This window comes from Chitinolyticbacter albus (assembly GCF_024437655.1).
Classification (GTDB): domain Bacteria; phylum Pseudomonadota; class Gammaproteobacteria; order Burkholderiales; family Chitinibacteraceae; genus Chitinolyticbacter; species Chitinolyticbacter albus.
The window spans coordinates 21,949-44,809 of sequence record NZ_JANBVF010000033.1; the positions used below are offsets into that span (position 1 = coordinate 21,949).

At 65.2% G+C, this 22,861-nt stretch carries 25 protein-coding genes; 18 read left to right on the plus strand and 7 right to left on the minus strand.

Translation table 11 applies throughout. The features are described 5' to 3' along the window. Positions 1-179 precede the first annotated feature (179 nt). The 5 genes from NLI84_RS15795 to NLI84_RS15815 all read left to right on the plus strand — a co-directional run bounded on the left by NLI84_RS15795 (position 180) and on the right by NLI84_RS15815 (position 3,485). Entirely contained in the window at positions 180-560 is a 381-nt protein-coding gene (locus NLI84_RS15795; RefSeq protein WP_255991633.1) for a hypothetical protein, read from the plus strand. 59 nt (positions 561-619) lie between these two features. Continuing rightward, entirely contained in the window at positions 620-1,312 is a 693-nt protein-coding gene (locus NLI84_RS15800; RefSeq protein ID WP_255991634.1) for a glutathione S-transferase family protein, read from the plus strand. Positions 1,313-1,454: 142 nt separating this feature from the next. After that, positions 1,455-1,850: a hypothetical protein gene (locus tag NLI84_RS15805; protein WP_255991635.1), complete on the plus strand. Its 396-nt coding sequence runs from the start codon at positions 1,455-1,457 to the stop codon at positions 1,848-1,850. 414 nt (positions 1,851-2,264) lie between these two features. Further along, positions 2,265-2,942 (plus strand): VIT1/CCC1 transporter family protein, encoded by a 678-nt coding sequence (locus NLI84_RS15810; RefSeq protein ID WP_255991636.1) that lies wholly within the window; start codon positions 2,265-2,267, stop codon positions 2,940-2,942. A 9-nt stretch (positions 2,943-2,951) separates the two neighbouring features. Further along, positions 2,952-3,485, plus strand: coding sequence for a GNAT family N-acetyltransferase (locus tag NLI84_RS15815; protein ID WP_255991637.1), 534 nt, complete (start codon positions 2,952-2,954; stop codon positions 3,483-3,485). A 60-nt stretch (positions 3,486-3,545) separates the two neighbouring features. Here the strand turns inward: NLI84_RS15815 and NLI84_RS15820 are convergent, their stop codons facing one another. The 7 genes from NLI84_RS15820 to NLI84_RS15850 are packed head-to-tail and all read right to left on the minus strand — an operon-like array spanning position 3,546 to position 8,991. Beyond that, entirely contained in the window at positions 3,546-4,334 is a 789-nt protein-coding gene (locus tag NLI84_RS15820; protein ID WP_255991638.1) for a dienelactone hydrolase family protein, read from the minus strand. Next, positions 4,331-5,743, minus strand: a complete 1,413-nt coding sequence (mdtD, locus tag NLI84_RS15825) for a multidrug transporter subunit MdtD (protein WP_255991640.1) — start codon at positions 5,741-5,743, stop codon at positions 4,331-4,333. The genes NLI84_RS15820 and mdtD overlap by 4 nt, the downstream gene beginning before the upstream one ends. Continuing rightward, complete coding sequence (locus tag NLI84_RS15830) at positions 5,743-6,309, minus strand: NADPH-dependent FMN reductase (protein ID WP_255991641.1); 567 nt, start codon at positions 6,307-6,309, stop codon at positions 5,743-5,745. Before NLI84_RS15830 ends, mdtD begins: the two co-directional genes overlap by 1 nt. A gap of 9 nt (positions 6,310-6,318) precedes the next feature. Then, positions 6,319-7,023, minus strand: a complete 705-nt coding sequence (locus NLI84_RS15835) for an OsmC family protein (RefSeq protein WP_255991642.1) — start codon at positions 7,021-7,023, stop codon at positions 6,319-6,321. A 7-nt stretch (positions 7,024-7,030) separates the two neighbouring features. Next, the gene (locus NLI84_RS15840; protein WP_373316974.1) at positions 7,031-7,423 is read right to left on the minus strand and encodes a TauD/TfdA dioxygenase family protein; all 393 of its coding nucleotides are present in this window, start codon (positions 7,421-7,423) and stop codon (positions 7,031-7,033) included. Continuing rightward, complete coding sequence (locus NLI84_RS15845; protein WP_284699950.1) at positions 7,395-7,961, minus strand: TauD/TfdA dioxygenase family protein; 567 nt, start codon at positions 7,959-7,961, stop codon at positions 7,395-7,397. Before NLI84_RS15845 ends, NLI84_RS15840 begins: the two co-directional genes overlap by 29 nt. Before the next feature lie 58 nt (positions 7,962-8,019). Further along, positions 8,020-8,991, minus strand: coding sequence for a D-2-hydroxyacid dehydrogenase (locus tag NLI84_RS15850; RefSeq protein ID WP_255991643.1), 972 nt, complete (start codon positions 8,989-8,991; stop codon positions 8,020-8,022). Positions 8,992-9,369: 378 nt separating this feature from the next. Between NLI84_RS15850 and NLI84_RS15855 the strand changes: the two genes are divergently transcribed. The 13 genes from NLI84_RS15855 to NLI84_RS15915 all read left to right on the plus strand — a co-directional run bounded on the left by NLI84_RS15855 (position 9,370) and on the right by NLI84_RS15915 (position 22,822). Then, a complete protein-coding gene (locus tag NLI84_RS15855; RefSeq protein WP_255991644.1) occupies positions 9,370-10,803 on the plus strand; it encodes a porin family protein in 1,434 nt (477 codons plus the stop codon). A gap of 93 nt (positions 10,804-10,896) precedes the next feature. Next, the gene (locus tag NLI84_RS15860) at positions 10,897-11,979 is read left to right on the plus strand and encodes an ABC transporter substrate-binding protein (RefSeq protein WP_255991645.1); all 1,083 of its coding nucleotides are present in this window, start codon (positions 10,897-10,899) and stop codon (positions 11,977-11,979) included. Between the two features lie 75 nt (positions 11,980-12,054). After that, complete coding sequence (locus tag NLI84_RS15865; RefSeq protein WP_255991646.1) at positions 12,055-13,137, plus strand: ABC transporter substrate-binding protein; 1,083 nt, start codon at positions 12,055-12,057, stop codon at positions 13,135-13,137. Positions 13,138-13,149: 12 nt separating this feature from the next. Further along, a complete protein-coding gene (locus tag NLI84_RS15870) occupies positions 13,150-14,370 on the plus strand; it encodes an MFS transporter (protein ID WP_255991647.1) in 1,221 nt (406 codons plus the stop codon). After that, on the plus strand, positions 14,363-15,205 hold the full coding sequence (locus tag NLI84_RS15875; protein WP_255991649.1) for an ABC transporter permease: 843 nt from the start codon (positions 14,363-14,365) through the stop codon (positions 15,203-15,205). Before NLI84_RS15870 ends, NLI84_RS15875 begins: the two co-directional genes overlap by 8 nt. A gap of 10 nt (positions 15,206-15,215) precedes the next feature. Beyond that, a complete protein-coding gene (locus tag NLI84_RS15880; RefSeq protein ID WP_255991650.1) occupies positions 15,216-15,989 on the plus strand; it encodes an ABC transporter permease in 774 nt (257 codons plus the stop codon). Between the two features lie 11 nt (positions 15,990-16,000). Then, the gene (locus NLI84_RS15885; protein ID WP_255991651.1) at positions 16,001-17,083 is read left to right on the plus strand and encodes an ABC transporter substrate-binding protein; all 1,083 of its coding nucleotides are present in this window, start codon (positions 16,001-16,003) and stop codon (positions 17,081-17,083) included. Positions 17,084-17,093: 10 nt separating this feature from the next. Further along, entirely contained in the window at positions 17,094-18,185 is a 1,092-nt protein-coding gene (locus NLI84_RS15890) for an ABC transporter substrate-binding protein (RefSeq protein WP_255991652.1), read from the plus strand. Between the two features lie 17 nt (positions 18,186-18,202). Continuing rightward, a complete protein-coding gene (locus NLI84_RS15895; protein WP_255991653.1) occupies positions 18,203-19,075 on the plus strand; it encodes an ABC transporter permease in 873 nt (290 codons plus the stop codon). Between the two features lie 10 nt (positions 19,076-19,085). Beyond that, a complete protein-coding gene (locus tag NLI84_RS15900; protein ID WP_255991654.1) occupies positions 19,086-19,904 on the plus strand; it encodes an ABC transporter permease in 819 nt (272 codons plus the stop codon). A gap of 111 nt (positions 19,905-20,015) precedes the next feature. Beyond that, positions 20,016-20,837 carry an ABC transporter ATP-binding protein gene (locus NLI84_RS15905; RefSeq protein WP_255991655.1) on the plus strand — a complete coding sequence of 274 codons (822 nt, stop codon included), beginning with the start codon at positions 20,016-20,018 and terminating at the stop codon, positions 20,835-20,837. 105 nt (positions 20,838-20,942) lie between these two features. Continuing rightward, entirely contained in the window at positions 20,943-22,238 is a 1,296-nt protein-coding gene (locus NLI84_RS15910; protein WP_255991656.1) for an MFS transporter, read from the plus strand. Continuing rightward, entirely contained in the window at positions 22,235-22,822 is a 588-nt protein-coding gene (locus tag NLI84_RS15915; protein WP_255991658.1) for a hypothetical protein, read from the plus strand. The genes NLI84_RS15910 and NLI84_RS15915 overlap by 4 nt, the downstream gene beginning before the upstream one ends. The last annotated feature ends 39 nt before the right edge of the window (positions 22,823-22,861 follow it).

Here is a 22,861-nt window from a genome sequence, read left to right on the forward strand (position 1 = left end):
AAGCAACCTGGGTCCAATTTCGGCCTACTTTCAGGTTTACTTTCGCAGATCCACGTAACAGGCATTAAAATGCCCAGCCAGCAATCCACCGGGCATGCCCGGTTATCTTCACCATCACCAAGGAGCCAAGCTTGTTCAGATTTATGATTCGCGTTGTTGTGTTTGTAATTGGCGTTGCAATGATCGCCGATACCGGACTTCCAACGCGACGAGAGGAACTACAGGTAGATAGGCACACCAGCTCTACTCAGTACGAACGCGTCGGCGATCGACATGGCACGCAGGCGGACACCAGCTACACGCTTCATTTCACCGGAGGACGCTTGTCGTCCTGCTCAGTTGGCTATTCGGCCTATGGGCGGGTGGAAGACGGTGAAACTGTCAGCATCCGCTCGACCAGGCTGCTCAAGACTTGCATTCGAGTAAGCAAGGGCGACGAAGTCATCCATGAAAACAAGTTTTGGCGAATATTTGGCTTCTTTTTTGGCTGCTTGCTCATCGGCGTTGCCTTCAGGTGGCTGGAGCATAATGAAGATGGCATCCAGATCTCTATAAGGTGAGAGTGGCCTAAAACTGCTGTTCTCAGCCTGACTCTCGTATCGCGAGGATGTCGCCCGGCATGCCGGGCACCGCCGCTCATATCAAACGCCCTCCACGGAGTTTCACGATGACCATCGTCATTACCGCTTTTGAGCAATCGCCCGATGGCGGCAAAGGGCTGGCGCGCGATACGCGGGTACGCTGGGCGCTTGAAGAAGTGGGCCTGCCCTATGAGGTTCGCCTGGTTTCCTTGTGCGCGATGAAGGAGGCAGAGCATCTGGCGATCCATCCCTTTGGCCAGATTCCCACCTATGAGGAAGGCGATCTCGCCCTGTTCGAGACTGGCGCGATCGTGTTCCATATCGCCGAGCGCCATGCAGGCTTGTTGCCCGTTGATGAGAGTGAGCGCGCGCGGGCAATCATGTGGATGTTTGCCGCGCTCAGCACCGTGGAGCCGCCGATCCTTGAACTCGCCCACGCCAAGCTGCTGGAAGGCGATCAGCCGTGGAGCCGGGAGCGGCTGCCGCTGGTGCGGGATCGTGTGCGTGATCGACTGCGACAGCTTTCTGCTCGGCTGGGCGAAGCCGACTGGCTCGACGGCGCATTCAGCGCGGGAGACCTGTTGATGGTGTCTGTGCTGCTCAGACTGAAACCATCGGGCCTGCTGGACGAGTTTGCCAACCTGGCCGCCTACGCGGCCCGTGGCGAAGCAAGGCCCGCGTATCAACGCGCTTTCGCCGCGCAGTTGGCGATCAATGCGCCCATGCCATGAGGTGGCTGATGCACGCAGTTTCGACTGTATCGTCTTCATACAGCCTCCTTCTCTTTGCTGGCTCGTCCTTCGACCAAGGACACGCGCATATTTCCAGCCGGCGCCCACTCGCGGCAAGGCTTAACTCCAATACTTTCCAACCATGATCCGTATCCGGTATTCGCCAGGTGAAGTCGAACTAGAAGGCACCCAAATTTCCTATCTGGCCATTCGCAATCAAATTATTCGAATCGCCAACAGTGATGAAATCGGCGCTTCACTCGAATCAGAGTCTGGATTCGATCCTGCGCCGTATGGTCAGGCACTTATTGGCCTGGACATCGTGAAGAACAAAGGGCCAATCCTCGCCATTACGAAAGGCGACCGACTAGAAATCTCCGGCTCGCCTGAGTTTCTTTTAGTTTTGGCGAGCAATCTGCCCTGGGAAAACACGCTTCGAAATCTCGCCGAACCATATCATATACATTTTGATGCCGCGGGCTGGCCAAATGAGATTTCTGTAAATTCTGCAGAAATGGTTTTCTCATTAACACGTTGATGAATAGCGTTCGTAACAAACATCGCAATTCCGTACAACCGAAAAATACAATTGCCTCGCCCTTCGTAGAAAACAGAAGGCTCGTATGAAAACCCGCCGCGCTTGCTCAATCCGAATCTGATTAAAAATTCTGACTTGTGAAGGTATTGCTACCCCCACCCACCTTTACTCCACACCATGACTCCCTCCCCGCAACGTCCGCCCAGGCCAAGCAGATCGCCACCCCACACATGGATCACCAGCAGCACCAGATGGGCATCCAGGCCTGCAAACAATTAGGCCGGGCTCGGTTACGGCATGGATTGTTGCCTACACTGCATGGCTCAGGCACCGCCGCAATGGCCGCCTGAGCACATGGATTTTGCCCGATAACACTCATCGTCTACACGATGGCCTTGCTGCAGGGAGCCCACGTTGACCACAACCCTTGATCCACAAGTCGCCGAAACCCGCCCCCGCCTGCTCGATACTGTCGACCGGGTTTGCGAGATGTGCTTTGGCTTGTTCATGGCGCTGACCTTCGTGGGGGCCGTCTCGGCGGTGGCCGGCCCGGATGAGGATCCAGGCCGAACCATGTTCGCAACCGCCCTGGGGTGCAACCTCGCGTGGGGGCTTGCCGACGCCGTGATGTATTTGATCCGCACCCTTACCGAGCGGGGACGCAAGCTATCGCTGGTCAGGGCAGTGCACGGCGCGAGCGATCCAGCGGGGGCCGTCGCGCGCCTGCGCGATGCGCTTTCCCCGGCGTTGCAAACGCTGGTCGACGACGCCGAACTCGAGGCAATACGCAGCCGTCTCGCCAAGTCGACGGATCTGCCGGTGAAGCCTGGTCTGGGCCGCCAGGACTATCTCGCGGCAACGGGGATCTTCTTGCTGGTCGTGCTCGCGACTTTCCCGGTTGCGCTTCCCTTCATCATCTTCTCCGACGTATCTACGGCACTGGTCGTATCAAGGGTGCTCACGATCGTCATGCTCTTTGGCGCCGGCCTCGCCCTCGGGCGCCACGCCGGCTTCGGCGGCTGGATGGCGGGCCTGGCGATGACGCTGCTGGGCATCGCGCTGACGGCAGCCATCATCATGCTGGGCGGCTGAATGCCACGCATGAACATCCTCACCGCAACTGCCGCCCACGCCGAACAGATCGCCACACTGCATGCCGCAAGCTGGGCGAGCAGCTATGCCGACGTGCTGTCTGCCGAGTACCTGCGCGATATTGCGCCAGCGGACCGACGGGCGCTCTGGCGGCGGCGTCTGGGTGAGCCACCAGCCAACCAGCTGGTGCTGGTCGCCGAACGCGATGGACAGATGGCCGGATTTGCCTGTTGCAACGTGGCCGAACACGCGGACTGGGGCAGCTACCTGAACAATCTGCACGTAGCCGCCGTGCACCAGGGCCAAGGGCTGGGGCGGCGCTTGTTAGGCCGCGTAGCTCAGCTTTGCGAGCAAGCCAGCCCCGGCCTCGGCCTGTATCTGCTGGTCAATCAGGCCAACAGCCAGGCGCAGCGCTTTTATTCGGTACTCGGGGCGCAGAACGAACAGGCTTCGGTGTGGCATGCCCCCGATGGCTCGGCGGTGCCGACCTTCGTCTTTCGCTGGCCATCCGTTGCCGCGCTGGCGGCGCACGCCCTGCCCTGAACACCACGCAACGGGCTTGCGCGCACAGCGCCAGGCCCGTTGCGGCTCCGTCTCTCCCGCTCAAACCCCGTGCTGCTTGAACCACGCCTGCAGCCGGTGCCAGCCATCGGCCGCCGCTTCGGCACGGTAGCTCGGGCGGTAGTCGGCGTAGAAGGCGTGGGGCGTCTCGGGATACACGTGGATGGTCGAGGCGCTGCCCGCCTTGGCAAGCGCCTGCTGCACTTGCTCCACCGTATCGAGCGGGATGCCGGCGTCGGCGCCGCCGTACAGGCCCAGCACCGGGGCCAGCAGCTTGCCGGCCACGTCGAGCGGGAAGCGCGGCTGATTGGCCGTCGATTCGCCAACCAGGCGGCCGTACCACGCCACAGCGGCCTTCAGCCGCGGCTGGTGCGCGGCGTAGAGCCAGCTGATGCGACCGCCCCAGCAAAAGCCGGTGACCGCCACACGGTCGATATCCCCGCCGTGCTGCGTGGCCCAAGCCAGCGCGGCGTCGAGGTCGGCCAGCACTTGCTCGTCCGGTACGCTGGCGACCACGGGGCGGATTTCGTCGATGCTGGCCAGCTGCTTCACGTCGCCCTGGCGCTCGAACAACTCGGGCGCGATGGCGAGGTAGCCCAGCTTGGCGAAGCGCCGCGCCACATCTCGGATATGTTCGTGCACGCCGAAGATCTCGTGGATCACCAGCACCACCGGGTGTGGCCCCAGGCCCTGCGGCGCGGCGCGGTAGGCGTTGTAGGGGCCGGCCGGGGCGTCGATGCGGATGTCGCCTTCGACGAGACCAGTGGCGTCGGTGTGGATCTGGGTGGAGCTAGCCGGTTGTACGGCTTGGGCGAGTGGGGTCTGGCTCATGGTTGCATTCCTTGCGGTAGAAGCGTGCCCTGTGGCGGCGCGCGATATGGGGTAAGCAGGCTGAAAATGATGGCGCAGCCGGCGGTGGCGGCGCCAAGGACGAAATAGGTGGCATGAAAGGCCGGCAGCAAACCGCCCTGGCTGCCGACGAAGGCGCCCAGCAGCAGGCCAGCCACCGCGACGCCGAGGCTGCGCGAGAGCTGCATCACCACCGAGAGGGCACTATTGCCGGCGCTGGCGTGCTCGTCCGGCAGCTCCTGCAGCGTGATGGTGTTCATCAGCGTGAACTGCAGCGAATTGGCTGCGCCGAACACGCTGAGCAGCACCAGCAGTCCGGGTAGCGGCGTGGCGGCGTCGATCAGGCCAAAGCAGGCGATCAGCGCACCCACCAGCACGGTATTGCCGGCCAGCAGCCGGCGAAAACCAAAGCGCTCGACCAACGGGTGGACCAGCGGCTTCACGGTGAGCGCGGCGGCGGCCAGCGGAATCATGGTGAGCCCCGCCTGCGACGTCGGGTAGCCCAGGCCCACCTGCAGCAGCAGCGGCGTGAGAAAGGGCATGGCCCCGCCGCCGAAGCGCGCCAACAGGCCCCCGGTCACGCCGATGGTGAACCAGCGTGAGCGAAACAGCCGCGGGCTGAACAACGGCGCCTCGTTACGCCGCGCATGCAAGGCGAATGCGATCAGGCTGGTCAGACCACAGCCGAACAGCAGGCCGCACAGCAAGCGGTTGAAATGCAGCTCGCCCAGGCCCTCCAGCGCCAGCGACACCAGCACCATGGCGTTGGCGAACAGGATGAAGCCCACCCAGTCGAAGCGCTCCGCCGGGCCACGCAAATCCGGCATCAGCCGATGCGCGACCACGATGCCGATCACGCCTATGGGCAGGTTGATCAGGAAGATCCAGTGCCAGCTGGCCACTTCCACCAACCAGCCGCCGAGCGCGGGCCCGATCAGCGGGCCGACGAGGCCGGGCATGGTGACAAAGCTCATCGCCTGCACCAGCTGCGCGCGTGGATAGGTGCGCAGCACTGCCAGCCGGCCCACCGGCATCATCAGCGCGCCGCCCAGGCCCTGCAGCACGCGGGCGGCCACCAGCACCGGCAGGCTCTGCGCCTGCGCGCAGGCAAGCGAGCCCAGCGTGAACAGCGCGATGGCGCAGGCGAACACCCGACGCGTGCCCCAGCGATCGGCGATCCAGCCCGAGGCCGGGATCAATATGGCCACGGTCAGCATGTAGGCGATCAGCACCGAATGCATGCGCAACGGGCTCTCGCCCAGGCTCTGTGCCATGGCGGGCAGTGCGGTGTTGAGGATGGTCATGTCCAGCGCCTGCATAAAGAAGGCGATGGCGACGACCCACAGCAGCACGCGGGTGGACGGGCTGGGTGCGGCTGGCGTGGCGGGCATCAGGCCGCCAGCTTGCGGGTCAGCGCGATCAGCGCGGCCACCTGCGCATGCAGCACGGTGCGCTGCTTGTCGTCGATCAACTCGCCCTCGGGCGAGAACGCCTGCTGCGCCACCGGTACCGCCACGTGCTGCGGCAGCACGATGACGTTGAGCGAAGTGAGGATTTCGCGGGTGTGGCGCAAGGCGCGCTGCCCGGCGAGGCTGCCGGGCGAGGTGGAGAGCAGCAACGCCGTCTTATTGGCGTAGGGCTCGATCGCCTTCACGCTCTCGTCCTTGCGCGACACCCAATCGAGCACGTTCTTCAAGAGCGGCGTGATCGAGCCGTTGTACTCGGGGTTGGCGATGACAAAGCCGCTGTGCGCGGCAAAGAGCTTGCGCAACGCGCGGGCGTTCTCCGGCAGGCCCTGCGCCTCCAGATCGCCGTCGTAGATCGGCAGTGGGTGATCGGCCAAGTCGAGCCAGGTGTAGGCCGCGCCCTGGCGTTCCAGTTCGTCGGCGGCGGCGCGGGCCAGCTTGGTGTGGAAGGAATCGCGGCGGATCGAGCCGGAAAAAACGAGCAGGGTCATGGTGGTTTCTTATGCGGGTGCGGCTACTGCCGCGGGTTGGGAAGCCAGGCCCAGCGTGATCTGCGGGCCTTGGGTGAGGGTGCGGTGTAGCTTGCAGGCACGGGCAGCCGCCAGCAGGCGTTGCCGCTGGCCGTCGTCGAGCTCGCCTTCGAGCACGATGCCGAGGTGGATTTCGGCAATGCGCGATGGCGCGGTCACCTCGATGCCGGTGGCCTCGATGCGCACGTCTGCGAGTGCGATGCCATGGTTGCGCGCGTAGCCGCGCACGGTGCCGGCAGTGCACGCCAGGGGCCTGTTCGCAGCCGTTTCACGACTACGTTCGGGGAAGTTCGGGATGCCGCACAAGGAGCGGGACGCGCCGCGGTATGGATACCGCAAGCGGCCTGCGACGCAGCGTGGCGCACGAAATCCCCCGAGCCCGGAGGGCTGGATCGGAAAAGGGTCATCCACCGCGTTGCACGCCTTGGAAATAACCACGTTATTGCCAGCGTCGTGCGCCTTGTGGCTACTCCTTTTCCGGTCCAGCGCAGCCGCGAAACGGCTGCGAACAGGCCCCCGTGCGCCGAGTAGCAACTCGCCGGCACGAAAGGCATCGGCCGCATCGCTGCCGTCGGCAGCGCGGCCCATCTGGGCGACTGCGTTGCGCGCCTGGATACGCAGGTAGCCGTTGTCCGCTGCGCGCACGGTCACGCCAATCTGGTGTGTATCCGCCATCGCCACCTCAGAACGGCCGGCTGCCGGCCAGGCTCACGCGCTTGAGTACGCGGCGCTCGGTCTCGGCAAACGCGGTGCGCGAATGCAGCGTGGCCTGGTTGTCCCAGTACACGATGTCGCCGACCTGCCAGCGATGCTCGTAGCGAAAGCGATCCTGCGTCACGTGTGCGCGCAGCCTGGCGATCAGTGCGGCGCCCTCTTCCGGCGCCACGCCGACGAGTTCGACCTCGGTGCGGGCAGAGAGGAACAGCAGCGGCTTGCCCGAGCTCGGATGCGTGCGCACCAGCGGGTGCGGAAAGCCCGGGCCCAGCGGCTCGACCTCCGGTGTGCGGTATTGCGGCCGGGCCTCGCCCTTCTGGCGCAGGAAGGGGTTATAGGTGATCAGCTGCAGCCCGTTGATCTTCGCCTTGGTGTCGGCATCGAGCGCCTCGTAGGCGGCGTTGAGGTTGTACCAGCTGGTGTCGCCCCCCCACGCTCGGCACTTCCAGTGCGTAGAGCAGCGAGCCGGCGGATGGCAGCGGCGTCCACTGATGGTCGATATGCGGGTGCAGCTCGCCGTTGCCGGTGTAGCCGCCGTCCACATTGGCCACAGGCACCACATCGGGCGGGACGCCATCGTTGGCGGCCGAAGCCAGTACCGGCACATCCTCCGGCGGGCGGAACACCGAGCCGAAATAGGTGGTGAAGGCGAGGAAGGTATCGTCCGACAACTGCTGCTGCTTGAACACCAGGATGTGGTGATCGTCCAGCGCCTTTTTCAGCGCGCGCACCAGCGCCGGCGACAGCGGCCGGTTGGCGTCGAGCCCGGTGACTTCGGCGCCGAGCGCGGCATCGAGCGGGCGGATCTGCACGTCGGCCAAGCCCTGCGGCACGGCCGGTTGCAGGCCTGCGGCCCGCTGCAATGCGCGCGACAGCTGGGTGGTGAGGGGATGACTCATTGCTGCTCCTGAATACTGAATGGATAGTGGTTCGGGTTGGGAAGTCGGTTGGGCGCACTCAGTAGCCGGCACGCTTGTCGACGACGTTGACGAGCGGCTGGCCGTTCTGGAAGCGGCTGAGGTTGTCGAGCGCGATCGCCAGCGCACGCTCGTGGTAATGCGGGCTGGCGCCGGCGGTATGCGCAGTGAGGATCACGTTGGGGTGGTGGCGCAGCGGGTGATCAGCCGGCAGCGGCTCGGGTTCGGTCACATCGAGCCCGGCCCCGGCGAGCTGGCCGCTGACCAGCGCCGCAGCGAGCGCCGCGTGATCGACCGACGCGCCTCGCCCCACGTTGTAGAAATGCGCGCCGCGCTTGATTTGCGCAAAGCGCGCGGCGTCAAAAAAGCCCTGGGTCTGCGGCGTCAGCGGCAGAACGGACACCACGTGATCGGCCTCGGCCAGCGCGTCCGGCAGTGCATCGAGCACCACCAGCCGATCAACGCCCACGGGCAGCGGCTCACCGATGCGGCGGCGCGCGCCGATCACCTTCAAACCCAGCGCGGCGGCGCGCGGCGCCAGTGCCTCGGCGATGCGGCCAAAGCCAACGATCAGCAGCGTCTGCCCCGCCAGCTCGAACTGGTTCAGCCTGGGGTGATGCAGCACCTCGCGCTGGCCGGAGATCAGCGTAGGCAGGCCACGCGCGAAAGCGAGCAGCAGCGACAACGTGTGCTCGGCGATCTGCGTGCCGTGGATGCCGCTGGCGTTGGTCAGCACGATATCGCTGTCGACAAAGGCCGGGGTCAGCCAGCGATCGACGCCGGCGCCAAAGGCCTGCACCCAGCGCAATCGCGGCGCCAGCTGCAGCAGCGCATCGCCTCCTGGCGTATCGATACCGGGCCACACTGCGTCGGCATCGGCCAGCACGGAGATGTCGTCCCCGATGTGCGCCACTTTCAGTGCTGGCGCGGCGCTGGCGATTCGGTTCAGCACCGCCTCGTTCAACGGCCGGGCAACGGCGAGTTTCCTCAGCTGCAGATGTGATGCACCCATGGCTGCACTCCTGTTCATAGACAGCGCCCTGCCAGCAGAAACCATGCCACGGGCCGCACCGCCGCGATCGGGCGCGTTGCGGCCAAGCGGGCGTGGCCGTGGCTGCGCAAATTGCAGCATCGCAACAAACCCGATGCTGGAAAGCCAACACCCGCCCGCGCTCCCCCGCGCCGACGCTGTCTCTGCTGCATTTCCAACACGGCGTTGCCCGGCTTGTTGCCGTCGCAACACGCCAGTCCATCTTATTCCTCAAATTTCTAATGAATTGAGCATGGCACGCATTCTGCTTATAACGAGGCGACACGGAGATACCCGTCACATACGGGGCCGACCCATCGCAGGCCGACACCTCAAGACTCAAACCAGGGAGACATAGTTATGCCAAGCAGTAAACAGTGGCTGGGAGCGGGCCTCGTGGCCCTTGCCAGTTCCGCACAGGCGGCGCCAAGCACCGAAGAGTTGCAGAAACAGATCGACGCCTTGCAGCGCTCGGTCGAAGCACTGCAACAGCAATTGCAGGAAACCCGCCGCGCCGAAACCACCGTGACGCCCCCCAAGGGCGGCGACATCCTCGCCTCGCAGACCAGCTCGCAGCCGGCATCGATCGCGACCAAGGAAGACGTGGATGGCCTGCGCTCCGATCTTGAGAACTACAAGTACGAGCAGCAGCGCAACCGTGAAACCAAGACCGCGCTATCGAGCCGCGCGCTGACCATAGGCGGCTCGGTGCAGGCGCGTGCCACCTACCAGGACGTGCCGACCCGGGCTGGCAGCACCGCCGTGGCCGACGATCGCTATTCCAGCTTCGACGTGCCGCAGGCCACGCTGAACTTCAGCGGCAGCCTGTATCGCGACTATGCCGAGGGCCGCAACCTCGACTATCGCCTCGCGTTCGCCTACGCCAAGAACACGCCTGCCAACAACAACAGCCAGTTCAACGTTACCGACGCCTACCTGCGTTACAGCCCGTTCCCGACCGTGACCGGTCTGGAAGAACCCAAGCTCACGCTGACGCTGGGCCAGCAGCAGATTCCGTTCGGCCTGGAAGCCCAGGTCGGCGAAGAACTGCGCCCGGTGATCAACTCGGCCCAGTTCCTCAACGGCTTGGGTGTCGGCACCCGCCAGATCGGCCTGATCGTGCGCGGCGACTACGACCCCTACGTGGACTACGGCTTCAACTATCGCGCGCCACTCTTGGAATACGCCGTCGGCGTGGTCAACGGCAACGGCCCGAACAAGTCGGACGACAACAGCGACAAGGACTGGATCGCCCGCGCCGCCCTCACGCTGCCGGTCGATTACAACAGCCTGTTCCGTGAGCTGAAGTTAGGCGCGTCCTACTACAAGGGCAGCAAGAACCTCACGCGCACCGCGGGTGGCGTCACCTCGGTGGTCGATCAGGGCAAGAGCGATCGCTTCGGCTTCGACATCTACTACAACCACGATCCTTTCGGCTTCACCTACGAGCTGGCGCAGGGCAGCGATGAAACGCTGAACGGCCCGGACGTGAAGAGCCGCGGCCAGTACCTGACGCTGTTCTACACCTTTGGCGAACAGTGGGTGAAGAGCTTCCGCGGCCAGGCCAAGTACGACGACTGGTGGCCCAAGTCCTACCAGCTGTTCACCCGCTGGGACCAGTGGGATCCGAACCGTGACGTTGCCAAGGACAAGACCACGATCTCGACCGGGGGCCTCAATGTGTTCTTCGCCGAGACCACCAAGTTCCAGCTCAACGTCAGCCACACCGATTACGAAGAGGACAACCGGGAAAGCGAAAACCAGTACCTCGCCCAGTTCCAGTTCGGCTTCTAAACCCCAACCGGGCGGCGTCGTGGATGCCGCCCACAGCGAAGCGCTTCCCCCAGGGCCTTCTCGCGATTTCGACCACCACATAGAGAGAACGACATGCTACGCATCAAGCTTTTTGCCGCCCTCCTCGGGGTTACCGCATCGCTGTTCACCCTGCCGGGCAGCGCGCTGGCCGAGGAAAAACCCGCCGTCATCCGCTTTGCCATTCCTGGCGCCGGCACGGGCGGCCGCCCGATCACCGGCGGCAGCTATCTTTCCACCGCGCATCTGACTGGTGCGCTGGAGCAGGAATTCAAGCACGACGCCATCAAGGTGCAGTGGACGCTGTACCCCGGCGCCGGCCCTGCAGTGAACGAATCGTTCGCCAGCGGGCTCGTCGATTTTTCCGGCCACGGCGATCTGCCCATCATCGTGGGCCGCTCCACTGGCCTCAAGCACAAGGTGATCCTGAGCTACAGCCGCTTCGGCAATCTGTATTTCGTGGTGCCAGTCGACTCGCCCGCCAAGACGCTGGCTGATCTGAAAGGCAAGCGCATCTCGGTGTTCAAGGGCACGGCCGGCCAGCTGCAGCTCAACCGGCTGTTCGAGAAGTTCGGCTTCACCGAGAAGGACTTCAAGGTGGTCAGCATGAACACCGACACCACCAAGTCCGCGCTCGCCACCAAGGATATCGACGGCGCCATCATCACCCCGTTCGATCTGCAGGCGCGTGGCGTGGCCCGGGTGCTGCTGGAGATCAAGGACGACCCCAAGCTCACCGCGCCAGCGTCCATCTGGGTCTCCGAGGAATTCGAGAAGAAATACCCGCAGATCACGCAACGTGTGGTCACCGCCCTTCTGAAGGTGGCGCACTGGAATTCCGACGAGAAGAACCGCAAGGAAGCCTTCAAGTTGTGGAGCCAGTCCGGCACTGCCTACGACGACTACCTCAAGAGCTGGGAGAGCTACACGCTCAAGGAGCGCAGCACCCCGCTGCTCGACGACTACTACGTCGCCAGCATCCAGAAATCGATCGAAGAGGCTCGCCGCTACAAGCTGATCCGGCGCGACGTCAGCACCGATGGCTGGTTCGAGCCCAAGTACCTGAACCAGGCGCTGAAGGATCTCAAGCTCGAGAACTACTGGGATCGCTACGACGTGGCGGGCAACAAGCTGCCGAACAAGCTGGCCCAGCAATGAAATCCGGCCCGTGGCTTCCACCCCCTGATGCCACGGGCCATTCCATCCCCCTGATACAAGGACGCAAGACTCGTCATGAAGCTTTCGCAATTCATTAGAAAAACCACGTTGCTGATCGGCGCGACCACGAGCGCGCTGGCACTGTTCTGGGCCGCACCGAGCCACGCGGAAGACAAACCCGCCACCGTGCGCATCGCCTTCTCCGGCGCCGGCACCGGTGGCCGCCCTGTGGGCACCGGCACCACGCTCGCCATCGCGCACCAGCTGGGCAGCATCGAGCAGGCGCTCAAGGCCGACAACATCAAGGTGGTGTGGAATTTCTTCCCCGGCGCCGGCCCCGCCACCAACGAGGCGCTTGCCAGCGGCCTCGTCGATTTCGCCTACCACGGTGACCTGCCGCTGATCGTGGGCCGCTCGACCGGCCTCAAGCACAAGGTGCTCGCCAGCCTCGGTCGCTTTGGCAACACCTACTTCGTGGTGCCGGCCGATTCAGCCGCGAGGAACCTCGCCGATCTGAAAGGCAAGCGCATCGGCGTGTTCAAGGGCACCGCCGGCCAGCTCACGCTGAACCGCGTGCTGGAGAAATACGGCTTCACCGAGAAGGATTTCAAGGTGGTCAGCATGAATGCCGACACCGCCAAGGCCGCGCTCGCCACCAAGGATATCGACGGCTACATCACGAGCCCGTTCGACCTGGAAGCGCGTGGCATCGCCAAGGTGCTGTTCGAGATCAAGCGCGACCCCAAGATCACCAGCGTCGGCACCTTCTGGGTGACCGAGGATTTCGAGAAGAAGTACCCGCAGACCACGCAGAAGGTGGTGACCGCGCTGGTGCGCGCCACCCAGTTCGCCTCCGAGGAAAAGAACCGCGACCAGGTGTTCAAGTACTGGGCCGCCGGCGGCTCCACCCCGTATAGCGACTTTCTCAAGACCTGGGATGGCTACACGCTGAAAGAGCGCAACTCGCCGCTGCTCGACGATTACTACGTCGCCTCGCTGAAGAAGGCCATCGATGAAGCCAAGCGCTTCAAGCTGATCCGCCGCGACGTGAGCACCGAGGACTGGCTGGAACCCAAGTACCTGAACCAAGCGCTGAAAGAGCTCAAACTCGAACGCTACTGGGACGAGTTCGACACCAACGGCAACATCAAGAAGTAAGTCGGAGCGAGCGTGCGCAACTTCATCGACCGTCACCGTTTCCTGCTGGCCTTCGTGCTGCTGTCGTCCTTGGCGGGGCTGTCGGTGGGCGTCGCCAAGGTGGCCACCTCGCTTTACGCGCTGCACCTGGCGGCGAGCGACGTCGAGTTGTCGCTGATCGCCGGGGCGCAGAGCGCCGGCATCCTGTTCATGAGCATGCCGATCGGCGTGCTGGTCGACCAGCTGGGGCCGTTGAAGCTCTTCACTTTCGGCTCGATCTCGGCCGGATTGCTGTACTTCATCACGCCCTGGCTGCCGGTGCCGCTGCTGTTGGCGCTGACCGCGGTGCTGATCAGCCTGTGCATGCCATTTCGCTTTGTCTCGCTGAACGCCGTGTTCATGCAGCAGCTCGACAAGGTGGGCGTGGCCAAGGCGGGCTGGTTCCGCGGCACGCACATGATCGGGTTCTTCCTGTTGGGCCCGGCGCTCGCCGTCGCACTGATCGCGGCGGTGGACTACATCGGCACCTACGCGCTCGTCGGTCTGTCGTTCTTCGTCACCGCGCTGCTCGCGCCGCTGGTGATGCGGCACTACACGCCGGCCGTGGGCCGCAGGCTGAGCGTGCAGTCGGTGCTGGGCCAGTTCGCGCTGCTGAAGCAGGACCGGGAGCTCGCCGGCATCAGCCTGATCGAGTTCGTGAGCCAGGCCGCTAACCAGTACTACGGCTTCTTCATCGTGGTGATCGCGCTGCGCCAGTTCGATTTCAGTGCGGGAGCAGCGGCCAGCCTCGTCACCGTGCAGGGGGGGCTCTACGTGTTCGCGCTGTTCACGTTGGGAACGATGCTGCAGCGCGTGGGCGAATACCGCTTCTATCAGGCGAGCTTTCTCACCATCGCCGCCGCCTTGCTGGTACTGGGCCTGGGCCATGGCGCCGTCTGGCTGTGGCTGGGCGCGGCAGCGCTCGGCCTCGGCCTCGGGATGATGCAGACGGTGAACATCTCGCGCTTTGCCCGCGCCAGCGCGCGGCTGGGCCGGGGCCGCGTGGCGGGGGTGAATGCCTTCGTCGGCCCGGCCGGCGGCCTCGTTGGCAGCGTGGCGGGCGGCTGGGCCGGCCAGGCGTTCGGGCTGCAATCGACCTTCGTGCTGCTGGCGCCGGTGTTCCTGCTGCTGAGCTGTCGCATGTGGCTGCAGGCGCGCCAAACGCCACCCCTGCCCGTTTCACTGCCCGATTTTCAAGGAGTACACGATGAGTAGCCTTACCACGGCACTCGACAGCATCGCGCTGCCGCTGCCTTCCTCGCCCGTCCTGCCCCGGCTCGCCCGGGCCGGGCGCCTCGCCGGCATCGTCGCCGCCGGGGCCCTCCTGCCGCTGGCGCTATTCGCGCTGTGGCAATACGCGGTAGACCGCCAATGGCTGGCCGAGCAGATCCTGCCGCCGCCTTCGCTCGTATGGCAGTCACTACTGGAACTGTGGGACAGCGGCGAGCTGCTCGATCACCTGACCATCAGCCTCTCGCGCGTGGCGTGGAGCTTTGTCATCGGCGGCGGTTCCGGCCTCGTGCTCGGCGTGGCGCTGGGCCTCTCGCGCCAGGTGCGCGCCTACGTCTACCCCAGCTTCTCGGTGGTGTCGCAATTCCCGGTGGTGGGCTGGATTCCGCTTCTGATCATCTTCCTTGGCATCGACGAGGCGCTGAAGATCGCCGCGATCTCGCTCGCCGTGGTGGTGCCGGTGGCGGTGAATACCTACAAGGGCATCGCCAACATTCCGCGCGCCTGGCTGGAAGTGGGCCGCGTGTACGGCTTCTCGCTGCCGCAGACCCTCGCCCGCGTGGTGCTGCCCGCCGCGGCGCCCAGCGTGTTCAACGGCCTGCGCCAGGGCGTGATGCAGGCGTGGCTGACGCTGGTGTTCGTCGAGCTGCTCGCGTCCAGCGAAGGCATCGGCTACCTGATGGTCTGGGGCCGCCAGCTGCTGCAGCTCGATCTCGTCGTCGTTGCCATGATCGCCATCGGCGCGGTGGGCCTGGTGCTCGACCTGTCGCTGCGTTTTGCCGAATCCCGACTGCTCGGCTGGCGCCGCGGCGCATTTTGAGGAGCACACCATGAGCCTGAATCCTGTTTCCCGCGACTGGCGCGGCTTGGTGCTGCCGGCCGTGTTCATCGCCGTGTGGGCGCTCGTCACCCACGCCGGCTGGGTCAATACCAAGTTGATCGTGCCGCCGGAAAAAGTGCTGGTCGTCGCCTGGGACTACATCGTGCACGGCGATTTCATCAAGGCGCTGCTGGCGAGCCTCACGCGCGATGGTGCGGGTTTTGTCGCCGGCAGCCTTGCCGGCATTGCGCTCGGTTCACTCTTGGGCGTCTCGCGCTGGGCCGAGCGGCTGATCGGGCCGACCTTCCACACCATCAAGCAGATATCGCTGTTTGCGTGGATTCCGCTGTTGTCGATCTGGCTCGGCTACAACGACACCTCGCGCATCGTGTTCGTCGCCGTCTCGGTGTTCTACCCGGTGACGCTCGCCACCTTCGAGGGCGTGAAGAGCGTGACCCGCGTGCAGATCGAAGTGGCGCAGGTCTATGCCTTCACCCGCAGCCAGCTCTTCACCCGGCTGATCCTGCCGGCAGCCTCGCCCCAGATCATCACCGGCCTCAACCTCGGCCTTGTCTACGCCTGGCTTGCCACCATCGGCGCCGAATTCCTGCTGCCCGCCTACGGCGACGTGGGCCTCGGTGACACGGTGATCCGCGGCCGCGCCGCCTTCAATGTCGAGCTCGTCATCTTCGGCATGGTGCTGATCGGCACCGTCGGCGCCCTGCTCAACCAGCTTGCCACCCGCCTCGAAGCCCGCGCGCTGCGCTGGCGCGGCGACCGATGAGGGAAATCATCATGAAAAGTCTATTTCAACGTGTGACCGCCACGGCGTTGTTCGCCGCCATCACACTGGCCGCAAACGCCAGTAATCTTCCCCCGGTCGTACGCATCGGCGTGGCCTCGCCCTCGATCGGCAATCCGCCGGTCTACACCTCGGGATCGGTTGGCCTCGCGCGGCACAAGGGCTGGATCGATGCCGAGTTCAAGGGCACCGGCACCCGCGTCGAATGGTTCTTCTTCAAGGGCGCCGGCCCCGCGGTGACCGAAGCGCTGACCAACAACCAGCTCGAAGTGGTGTTCCAGGGCGATCTGCCCTCGATCATGGGCAAGGCGGGCGGGCTCAATACCCGGCTGGTGCTGCCGGTGACGATCCGCGCCAACGTCTACCTGCTGGTGCCGCCCGATTCCAAGATCCGTGGCGTGGCCGATCTCAAGGGCAAGCGGGTATCGCTGTTTCGCGGCACCAACGCCCACCTGCCGATCAACCGCATCCTCGCCGCGCACGGCCTCAAGGAGCGCGATATCCGGCTGATCAATTTCGACAACGCATCCGCCCAGGCGGCACTGTCCACCCGTGATATCGACGCAGCCTTCGTCGGCGCCGAATCGCTGAAGCTGGTCGACAAGGGCCTGGCTCGCATCGCCTATAGCACGCTGGGCCAACCGGCGGTCTATACGCGCCAGAGCGGACTTCTGGCCACCGACGACTTCGTCCGGCGCTACCCGGACGCGGTGCAGCGCGTGGTGCGTGGCGTGGTGCGCTCGGCGCATTGGGCCTCGCAAGAGGAAAACCGCGCCGAGGTGTTCAAGACCTGGGCACTGATGGGCTACCCGGTGTCGGTGTTCGAGACCGATTACGCCAAGCAGACCTTGAAAGAGCGCCTGTCTCCGCTGTTCGATCCCTTCCTCGTCGGCCGCTACAAGGATGCCGTCGCCGGTGCGAAGGAATTCCGGCTGGTGCGCGCTGATGTCGATGTCGATCGCTGGATCGACCGCCGCTTCGTCGACGCTGCGCTCAAGGAGCTGAAGCTCACCGGCTACTGGCAGCCGCTGGATGCCCAGGGCAAGCCGCTCGCCACCCAGACCGCCGCGCGCTAGGAGATATCCGATGACCCTCATCCGCATCACCCGCACCTTGGCCACCTTGGGCAGCGCCCTGGTCGCCGGATTCGCGCTCGCCGCGCAGCCGACGGTGATCCGCATCGGCGTGGCCTCGCCCACCGTCGGCACCGAATTCACCTACGGTAGCGGTGGCATCGCCTACACCCGTAACTGGATCAACGACGAGTTCAAGCAGGACGGCATCAAGGTCGAGTGGCACTTTTTCAAGGGCGCCGGCCCGGCGGTGAACGAGGCGCTGACCAACAAGCAGCTCGATTTCGCGCTGCAGGGCGATTTCCCCTCGACGGTCGGGCGCTCGGTCGGGCTCAAGACCCGCATCATCGCCATGGCCGGCGTGCGCACCAATATCTACCTTGCCGCGCCCACCGGCTCGCCGGTGCAGAAGGTGGCCGATCTCAAGGGCCGCAAGGTGGGGCTGTTTGTTGGCACCAACCTGCAGCTGCCGGCCAACCGGGTGCTGGCCGATCATGGCCTCACCGAGCGCGATCTGAAGATCGTGAACCTCGATCTGCCCGGCATCGACGCTGCGCTGATCAACAACAACCTCGACGCCGGCTTCTCGGACCAGCGGGTGCTGAAGCTGCGCGACCAGGGCAAGGTGCGCATCGTCTACACCACGCGCGGCCATGCCCCGCTCTACACGCGGCAGAACGCGCTCTTGGTTACCGACGAGTTCGCCAGCCGCTACCCGGAAGCGACCACCCGCGTGGTTCGCGGCCTGGTGAAGGCCTCGCGCTGGGTGGCGGATGACGCCAATGCCAATGAGGCCTACGCGCTGTGGGCGCGCATGGGCGTGCCCGAATCGGTGATCCGCGAGGATTACTCGGGTGAATCGCTGAAGAGCCAGTTCAGCCCGCTGCTCGACGACTTCGCCGTGGCGCGTTACCGCGAAGTGGCCGAGGGCCTCTTGAAGCTCAAGCTGATCCGCAAGCCGGTGGATGTGTCGACTTGGTTTGATCGCCGCTTCCTCGATGCCGCGCTCAGGGATGCAAGCCTTGCCGGCTACTGGCAGCCGATCGACGCCGCCGGCAAGCGCCTGGCCGCCCCCGCTCGCCCATCCAAGCAGGCGCGTTCCTGATCCGCCCGGAGAAACCCATGTCCACCACCATTTCCACCGTCGCCCTGGGCGACGACATCGCGGCACTGCCCCGCGCCCGCCCGGCGCCGCCGGCACGGCGCCGCCCTCCCCTCAAGCTCGCTGCACTGTGGCCGCGCGTGCGCGGCTGGCTGCTGGCCTGGCCAGTGCCGCTCGCGGTGCTGGCGTTGTGGCAGCTCGCTGCCTCGTACCAATGGATACCGGCGCAGATCCTGCCGGCACCGCTGACGGTGGCCGCCACCTTCGTCGATCTCTTCAACACGGGCGAATTGCAGAGCAACACGCTGATCAGCCTGCAGCGCGTGCTGTTCGGCTTTCTGACCGGCGCCGTGCTGGGCCTCGCGCTCGGCGTGGCGATGGGGCTATCACCGCTGGTGAAGGATTATCTCTACCCCACGTTCAAGGCCTTCGCCCAGGTACCGTCGCTGGGCTGGCTGCCACTGTTGATGATGGTGGTCGGGATCGACGAGGCGCTGAAGATCATCCTGATCGCCAAGTCCACCTTCGTGCCGATCACGCTCAACACCTACAAGGGGCTGCAGGGCGTGCCCAGCAGCTACATCGAGGTAGCCAAGGTCTACGGCTTCAACCGCTGGCAGATGCTGCGCCGCGTTGTGCTGCCGGCCGCCTTCCCGCCGATCTGGAACGGCGTGCGCTACGGCCTCACCCATTCCTGGCTGGCGCTGGTTGGCGTGGAGCTCCTGGCCTCCAGCGAAGGCCTGGGCTTCCTGATCGTGTACGGCCGCCAGCTCTATCAGCTCGACGTGGTGCTGGCCGCCGTGGTCGTGGTCGGTGCGGTGGGCTACGCGCTCGACAAGATCCTTGCCCTGATCGAAGCCCGGCTGCTGCGCTGGCGCCGCGACGCATTTTGAGGAACCTGCAATGACAACATCAAACGCTTCCACTTCCCCGCTCTGGCTGCTGCATCCGGCCCGCGTGCCCAAGGCGCTGCGCGGCTGGGTGATCCCGGTGCTGCTGTTCACCTGGTGGTGGGCGGCCTACCGCTTCGCCTGGACCGATTCGGAGCTCTTTGTGCCGCTGTCCAAGGTAATCGAGACCGGCTGGCGCATGAGCGCGAGCGGCGAGCTGTGGCATTCGCTCGGCGCCAGCCTCTACCGCATGGTGACGGGCTTCGTGCTCGGCACGGTGGCCGGCCTCATCGTGGGCGCGCTGCTGGGCGTATCGCGGTTATTCGAAAGCCTGGTCGGCCCGAGTTTTCACACCATCAAGCAGGTGTCGCTCCTGGCGTGGATTCCGCTGATCTCGGTGTGGTTCGGCCTGGGTGATCCGGCCAAGATCGCCTTCCTGTCGCTGGCTGCGTTCTTCCCGGTGGTGCTCAACACCTTCGAGGGCATACGCAGCGTGTCGCGCGACCATATCGAGGTGGCGCGCATCTTTGCCTACACCCGCCGCCAGGTGTTCACCCGCGTGGTGCTGCCCTCGGCCACGCCGTCCATCTTCACCGGCATCTACCTCGCGCTGATCTACGCCTGGCTCGCCACGCTGGGCGCCGAATACCTGCTGACCTCGGGCGCGGGCATCGGCAACCTGCTGGTCGACGGCCGCGAACACTTCTGGATGGACCAGGTGCTGCTCGGGGTGATCGTCGTCGGCCTCGTCGGCTTCATCCTCAACTGGTCGGCCAGCAAGATCGAGGCTCGCCTTTTGAGCTGGCGCGGCCGCTCGGTGGCGCAGTTCTGATGATCCCCGTTTTCCTTCCCCTGCCCCGCGCTGCGGGGCGCTGTAGCCGGCGCCGCTGAAGCGGTGCCTACCCAGATTCGACATACGACAAGACAACAGGAGTTAAACACCATGGCCCACGCCGGCACGCTCGAAATCAAATCGCTGTCCAAGCAATACCAGGTCAAGGGCGAACCCTTGCCAGTGCTGGACGACATCTCGCTCACCATCAAGCCGGGCGAATTCGTCTCCATCGTCGGCTCGTCCGGTTGCGGCAAATCCACGCTCTTACGCCTGGTGATCGGCCTGGAGGACGAATACCAGGGCGAGATCCTGCTCGACGGCAAGCGCATCGTCGGCACCAGCCTCGATCGCGGCATCGTGTTCCAGGAGCACCGCCTGTTCCCGTGGCTCACGGTCGAGCAGAACGTGGGCCTGGGCCTCTTGAACAACAAGGAATTCACCGAGAGCCAGAAGCAGAAAACCATCCAGGAGCACATCGAGCTCGTCGGGCTCAAGGGCTTCGAGAAGGCCTACCCCTACCAGCTCTCCGGCGGCATGAGCCAGCGCGTCGCCATCGCCCGCGCACTGGTGAACCGCCCCGAGGTGCTGCTGCTGGATGAGCCGTTCGGCGCGCTCGACGCACTGACCCGCGCGCACCTGCAGCAAGAACTGGAACGCATCTGGGCCGCCGAGGGCATCACGGCCATCCTGGTGACGCACGATGTGGAAGAAGCGGTTTACCTGGGTGACCGCGTGGTGGTGATGCAGCCGCGCCCGGGCCGCATCAAGCGCGTGGTCGACGTGCCGCTGGCCCGCTCGCGTGATCGCGGCAGCTATGCCTTCACCGCGATCAAGGACGACGTGCTGTCCGAGTTCGGCGGCCACGACAACCCGCGCCAGGATGTGGTGCTGGTCGACGACGAGGCGCACAACTGGCAATTCGCCTGGTAAACAGCGGCCGCCCGGCACGCACGATCGGTGTGTGCCGGGCGTACTCCTTTTCGTACCCGGAGTCGCCATGACTTGTCCTTCCTTCCGCACCTGACAGCCCCTTCGATGACCGCCTTTGCCTCGAACTCCGCCTTCGCCGTGCTGCGCCACGGCGATTTTTCCCGTTATCTCGCCGCGCGCCTGATCGTGACGCTGGCCATGCAGATGGTGAACGTGGCCATCGGCTGGCAGGTGTACGACCTGACCGGCAACATGCTCGACCTGGGCCTCGTGGGCCTGGCGCAGTTCGCGCCCTTTTTGGTGCTGATCCTGCCGGCCGGGCAGATCGCCGACCGGTTCGATCGCACCCGCGTGTTGCTGGTCAGCTACGGCCTGCAGGCCGCCACCGCGCTGGCGCTGTGGTGGTTCAGTGCGCGCGGGCTCACCGTGGTGTGGCCCATCTTCGCGGTGCTGGTGTTGGCCGGCTGCGCCCGGGCGCTGGCGATGCCGGCGGGCCAGGCCATCGTGATGAACCTCGTGCCCGCTGCTGACTTCAGCCGCGCCACCGCCATCAGCTCGTCCAGCTTTCACGCAGCCGTGATCGCGGGGCCGGTGCTGGGCGGGTTGCTCTACCTTGCCGGGCCGCAGGTGGTATACGCCACGGCCACGCTGCTCTTGGTGACGGCCGTGCTGCTGACGTTGTCGGTGCGTTCGCGCCAGAGCACGCAACGCTCGCCGATCTCGCTCGATGGCGTGCTGGCGGGCTTTCGCTTCGTGCGCTCGCGCCCCACGGTGCTCGGCGCCATTTCGCTCGATCTCTTTGCCGTGCTGTTCGGCGGCGTAACCGCGCTGCTGCCGGTGTTCGCGCGCGACGTGCTGGCCGTGGGCCCCACGGGCCTCGGGCTGCTGCGCACCGCACCTGCGATCGGCGCAGCCGTTACCTCGCTGCTGCTCACGTTCTGGCCGATCTCGCGCCACGCCGGGCGCTGGATGTTCGGCGGCGTGGCGCTCTATGGCGTGGCCACCATCGCCTTCGGCTTGTCGACCAGCTTGGCGCTATCGGTGTTCGCGCTGGCGCTGACCGGCGCGGGCGACATGGTCAGCGTGTTCGTGCGGCACCTCTTGGTGCAGCTGGAAACCCCGGATGCGATCCGCGGCCGTGTCAGCGCGGTCAACGCGGTGTTCATCGGCGCCTCCAATGAGCTGGGCGAATTCGAATCGGGCCTGGCTGCCGCCTGGCTCGGTGCCGTGCGTGCCACGGTGGTGGGCGGCGTGGCCACGCTCATCGTCACCGGGCTATGGACGCGTCTGTTCCCGCCACTGGCGACGATGGATCGCTTCCCCGAACCGGTGCGCACGCTGGACACCACGCCACTTGCGCCCCCTGCCATGCCCCCTCTTGCCGCGGAGCCCGCCAAATGAAGCCATTGATTCTGATCGCAGCGCTGCTGCTGGCCAGCTGCGCGACACGTACGCCAACGGCGCCGCTCGCCGCCGAATACCGTGGCGATGGCTTTGTGGTGGCCGCGCCCAAGGCCGAGGGCTGGCGCGTGGGCTCCGCGAAGCCAGAAGCCGTGGTGTTCCACAAGCGGTTCAGCACCGGCAATGGCAATGACGCGGCGCTGGTTTCGGTCGGCGTGCTGGCCGTGCGCGAAGCTGCGCCTGCGCCCGATGCGTTGGTAGCCAGCGTGCAACGGTTACTGCAGCAGCGGCTCTCGGATGCGCAGTACGAACTCATCGAGCTGAAAGTCGCTGCCGACACACTGGGCGAGGCGCAGTGTGCGCGCTACGACGCCGTCCAGGTGGACCGCTACGACGCGGACAGCACCGAGCTGCGCCGCGAATACACGCACCAAGGCTACTTCTGCCGGCACCCAACGCTACCGCGCTGGTTCCAGACCTATGCCACCACCGTCTACCCGCGCATCCAAGGCCCGCCGCTGACCAGCGCCTCGCGTACCGAGATCGCCGCCTTCTTCGGCGGCGTGCACTGGAGCGCCCGCTAACGCGGCCCGGAACCCTGACCGAACACGGCGCCCCCACGC

Coding starts and splice junctions, on each gene's coding strand:
- NLI84_RS15830 (WP_255991641.1), bottom strand. CDS start 6,309: ATGACCCTGCTCGTTTTTTCCGGCTCGATCCGCCGCGATTCCTTCCAC.
- NLI84_RS15800 (WP_255991634.1), top strand. CDS start 620: ATGCCGGGCACCGCCGCTCATATCAAACGCCCTCCACGGAGTTTCACG.
- NLI84_RS15880 (WP_255991650.1), top strand. CDS start 15,216: ATGAGCCTGAATCCTGTTTCCCGCGACTGGCGCGGCTTGGTGCTGCCG.
- NLI84_RS15835 (WP_255991642.1), bottom strand. CDS start 7,023: ATGGCGGATACACACCAGATTGGCGTGACCGTGCGCGCAGCGGACAAC.
- NLI84_RS15795 (WP_255991633.1), top strand. CDS start 180: ATGATCGCCGATACCGGACTTCCAACGCGACGAGAGGAACTACAGGTA.
- NLI84_RS15815 (WP_255991637.1), top strand. CDS start 2,952: ATGAACATCCTCACCGCAACTGCCGCCCACGCCGAACAGATCGCCACA.
- NLI84_RS15865 (WP_255991646.1), top strand. CDS start 12,055: ATGAAGCTTTCGCAATTCATTAGAAAAACCACGTTGCTGATCGGCGCG.
- mdtD (WP_255991640.1), bottom strand. CDS start 5,743: ATGCCCGCCACGCCAGCCGCACCCAGCCCGTCCACCCGCGTGCTGCTG.
- NLI84_RS15855 (WP_255991644.1), top strand. CDS start 9,370: ATGCCAAGCAGTAAACAGTGGCTGGGAGCGGGCCTCGTGGCCCTTGCC.
- NLI84_RS15900 (WP_255991654.1), top strand. CDS start 19,086: ATGACAACATCAAACGCTTCCACTTCCCCGCTCTGGCTGCTGCATCCG.
- NLI84_RS15845 (WP_284699950.1), bottom strand. CDS start 7,961: ATGAGTCATCCCCTCACCACCCAGCTGTCGCGCGCATTGCAGCGGGCC.
- NLI84_RS15895 (WP_255991653.1), top strand. CDS start 18,203: ATGTCCACCACCATTTCCACCGTCGCCCTGGGCGACGACATCGCGGCA.
- NLI84_RS15915 (WP_255991658.1), top strand. CDS start 22,235: ATGAAGCCATTGATTCTGATCGCAGCGCTGCTGCTGGCCAGCTGCGCG.
- NLI84_RS15850 (WP_255991643.1), bottom strand. CDS start 8,991: ATGGGTGCATCACATCTGCAGCTGAGGAAACTCGCCGTTGCCCGGCCG.
- NLI84_RS15890 (WP_255991652.1), top strand. CDS start 17,094: ATGACCCTCATCCGCATCACCCGCACCTTGGCCACCTTGGGCAGCGCC.
- NLI84_RS15875 (WP_255991649.1), top strand. CDS start 14,363: ATGAGTAGCCTTACCACGGCACTCGACAGCATCGCGCTGCCGCTGCCT.
- NLI84_RS15820 (WP_255991638.1), bottom strand. CDS start 4,334: ATGAGCCAGACCCCACTCGCCCAAGCCGTACAACCGGCTAGCTCCACC.
- NLI84_RS15910 (WP_255991656.1), top strand. CDS start 20,943: ATGACCGCCTTTGCCTCGAACTCCGCCTTCGCCGTGCTGCGCCACGGC.
- NLI84_RS15885 (WP_255991651.1), top strand. CDS start 16,001: ATGAAAAGTCTATTTCAACGTGTGACCGCCACGGCGTTGTTCGCCGCC.
- NLI84_RS15805 (WP_255991635.1), top strand. CDS start 1,455: ATGATCCGTATCCGGTATTCGCCAGGTGAAGTCGAACTAGAAGGCACC.
- NLI84_RS15905 (WP_255991655.1), top strand. CDS start 20,016: ATGGCCCACGCCGGCACGCTCGAAATCAAATCGCTGTCCAAGCAATAC.
- NLI84_RS15860 (WP_255991645.1), top strand. CDS start 10,897: ATGCTACGCATCAAGCTTTTTGCCGCCCTCCTCGGGGTTACCGCATCG.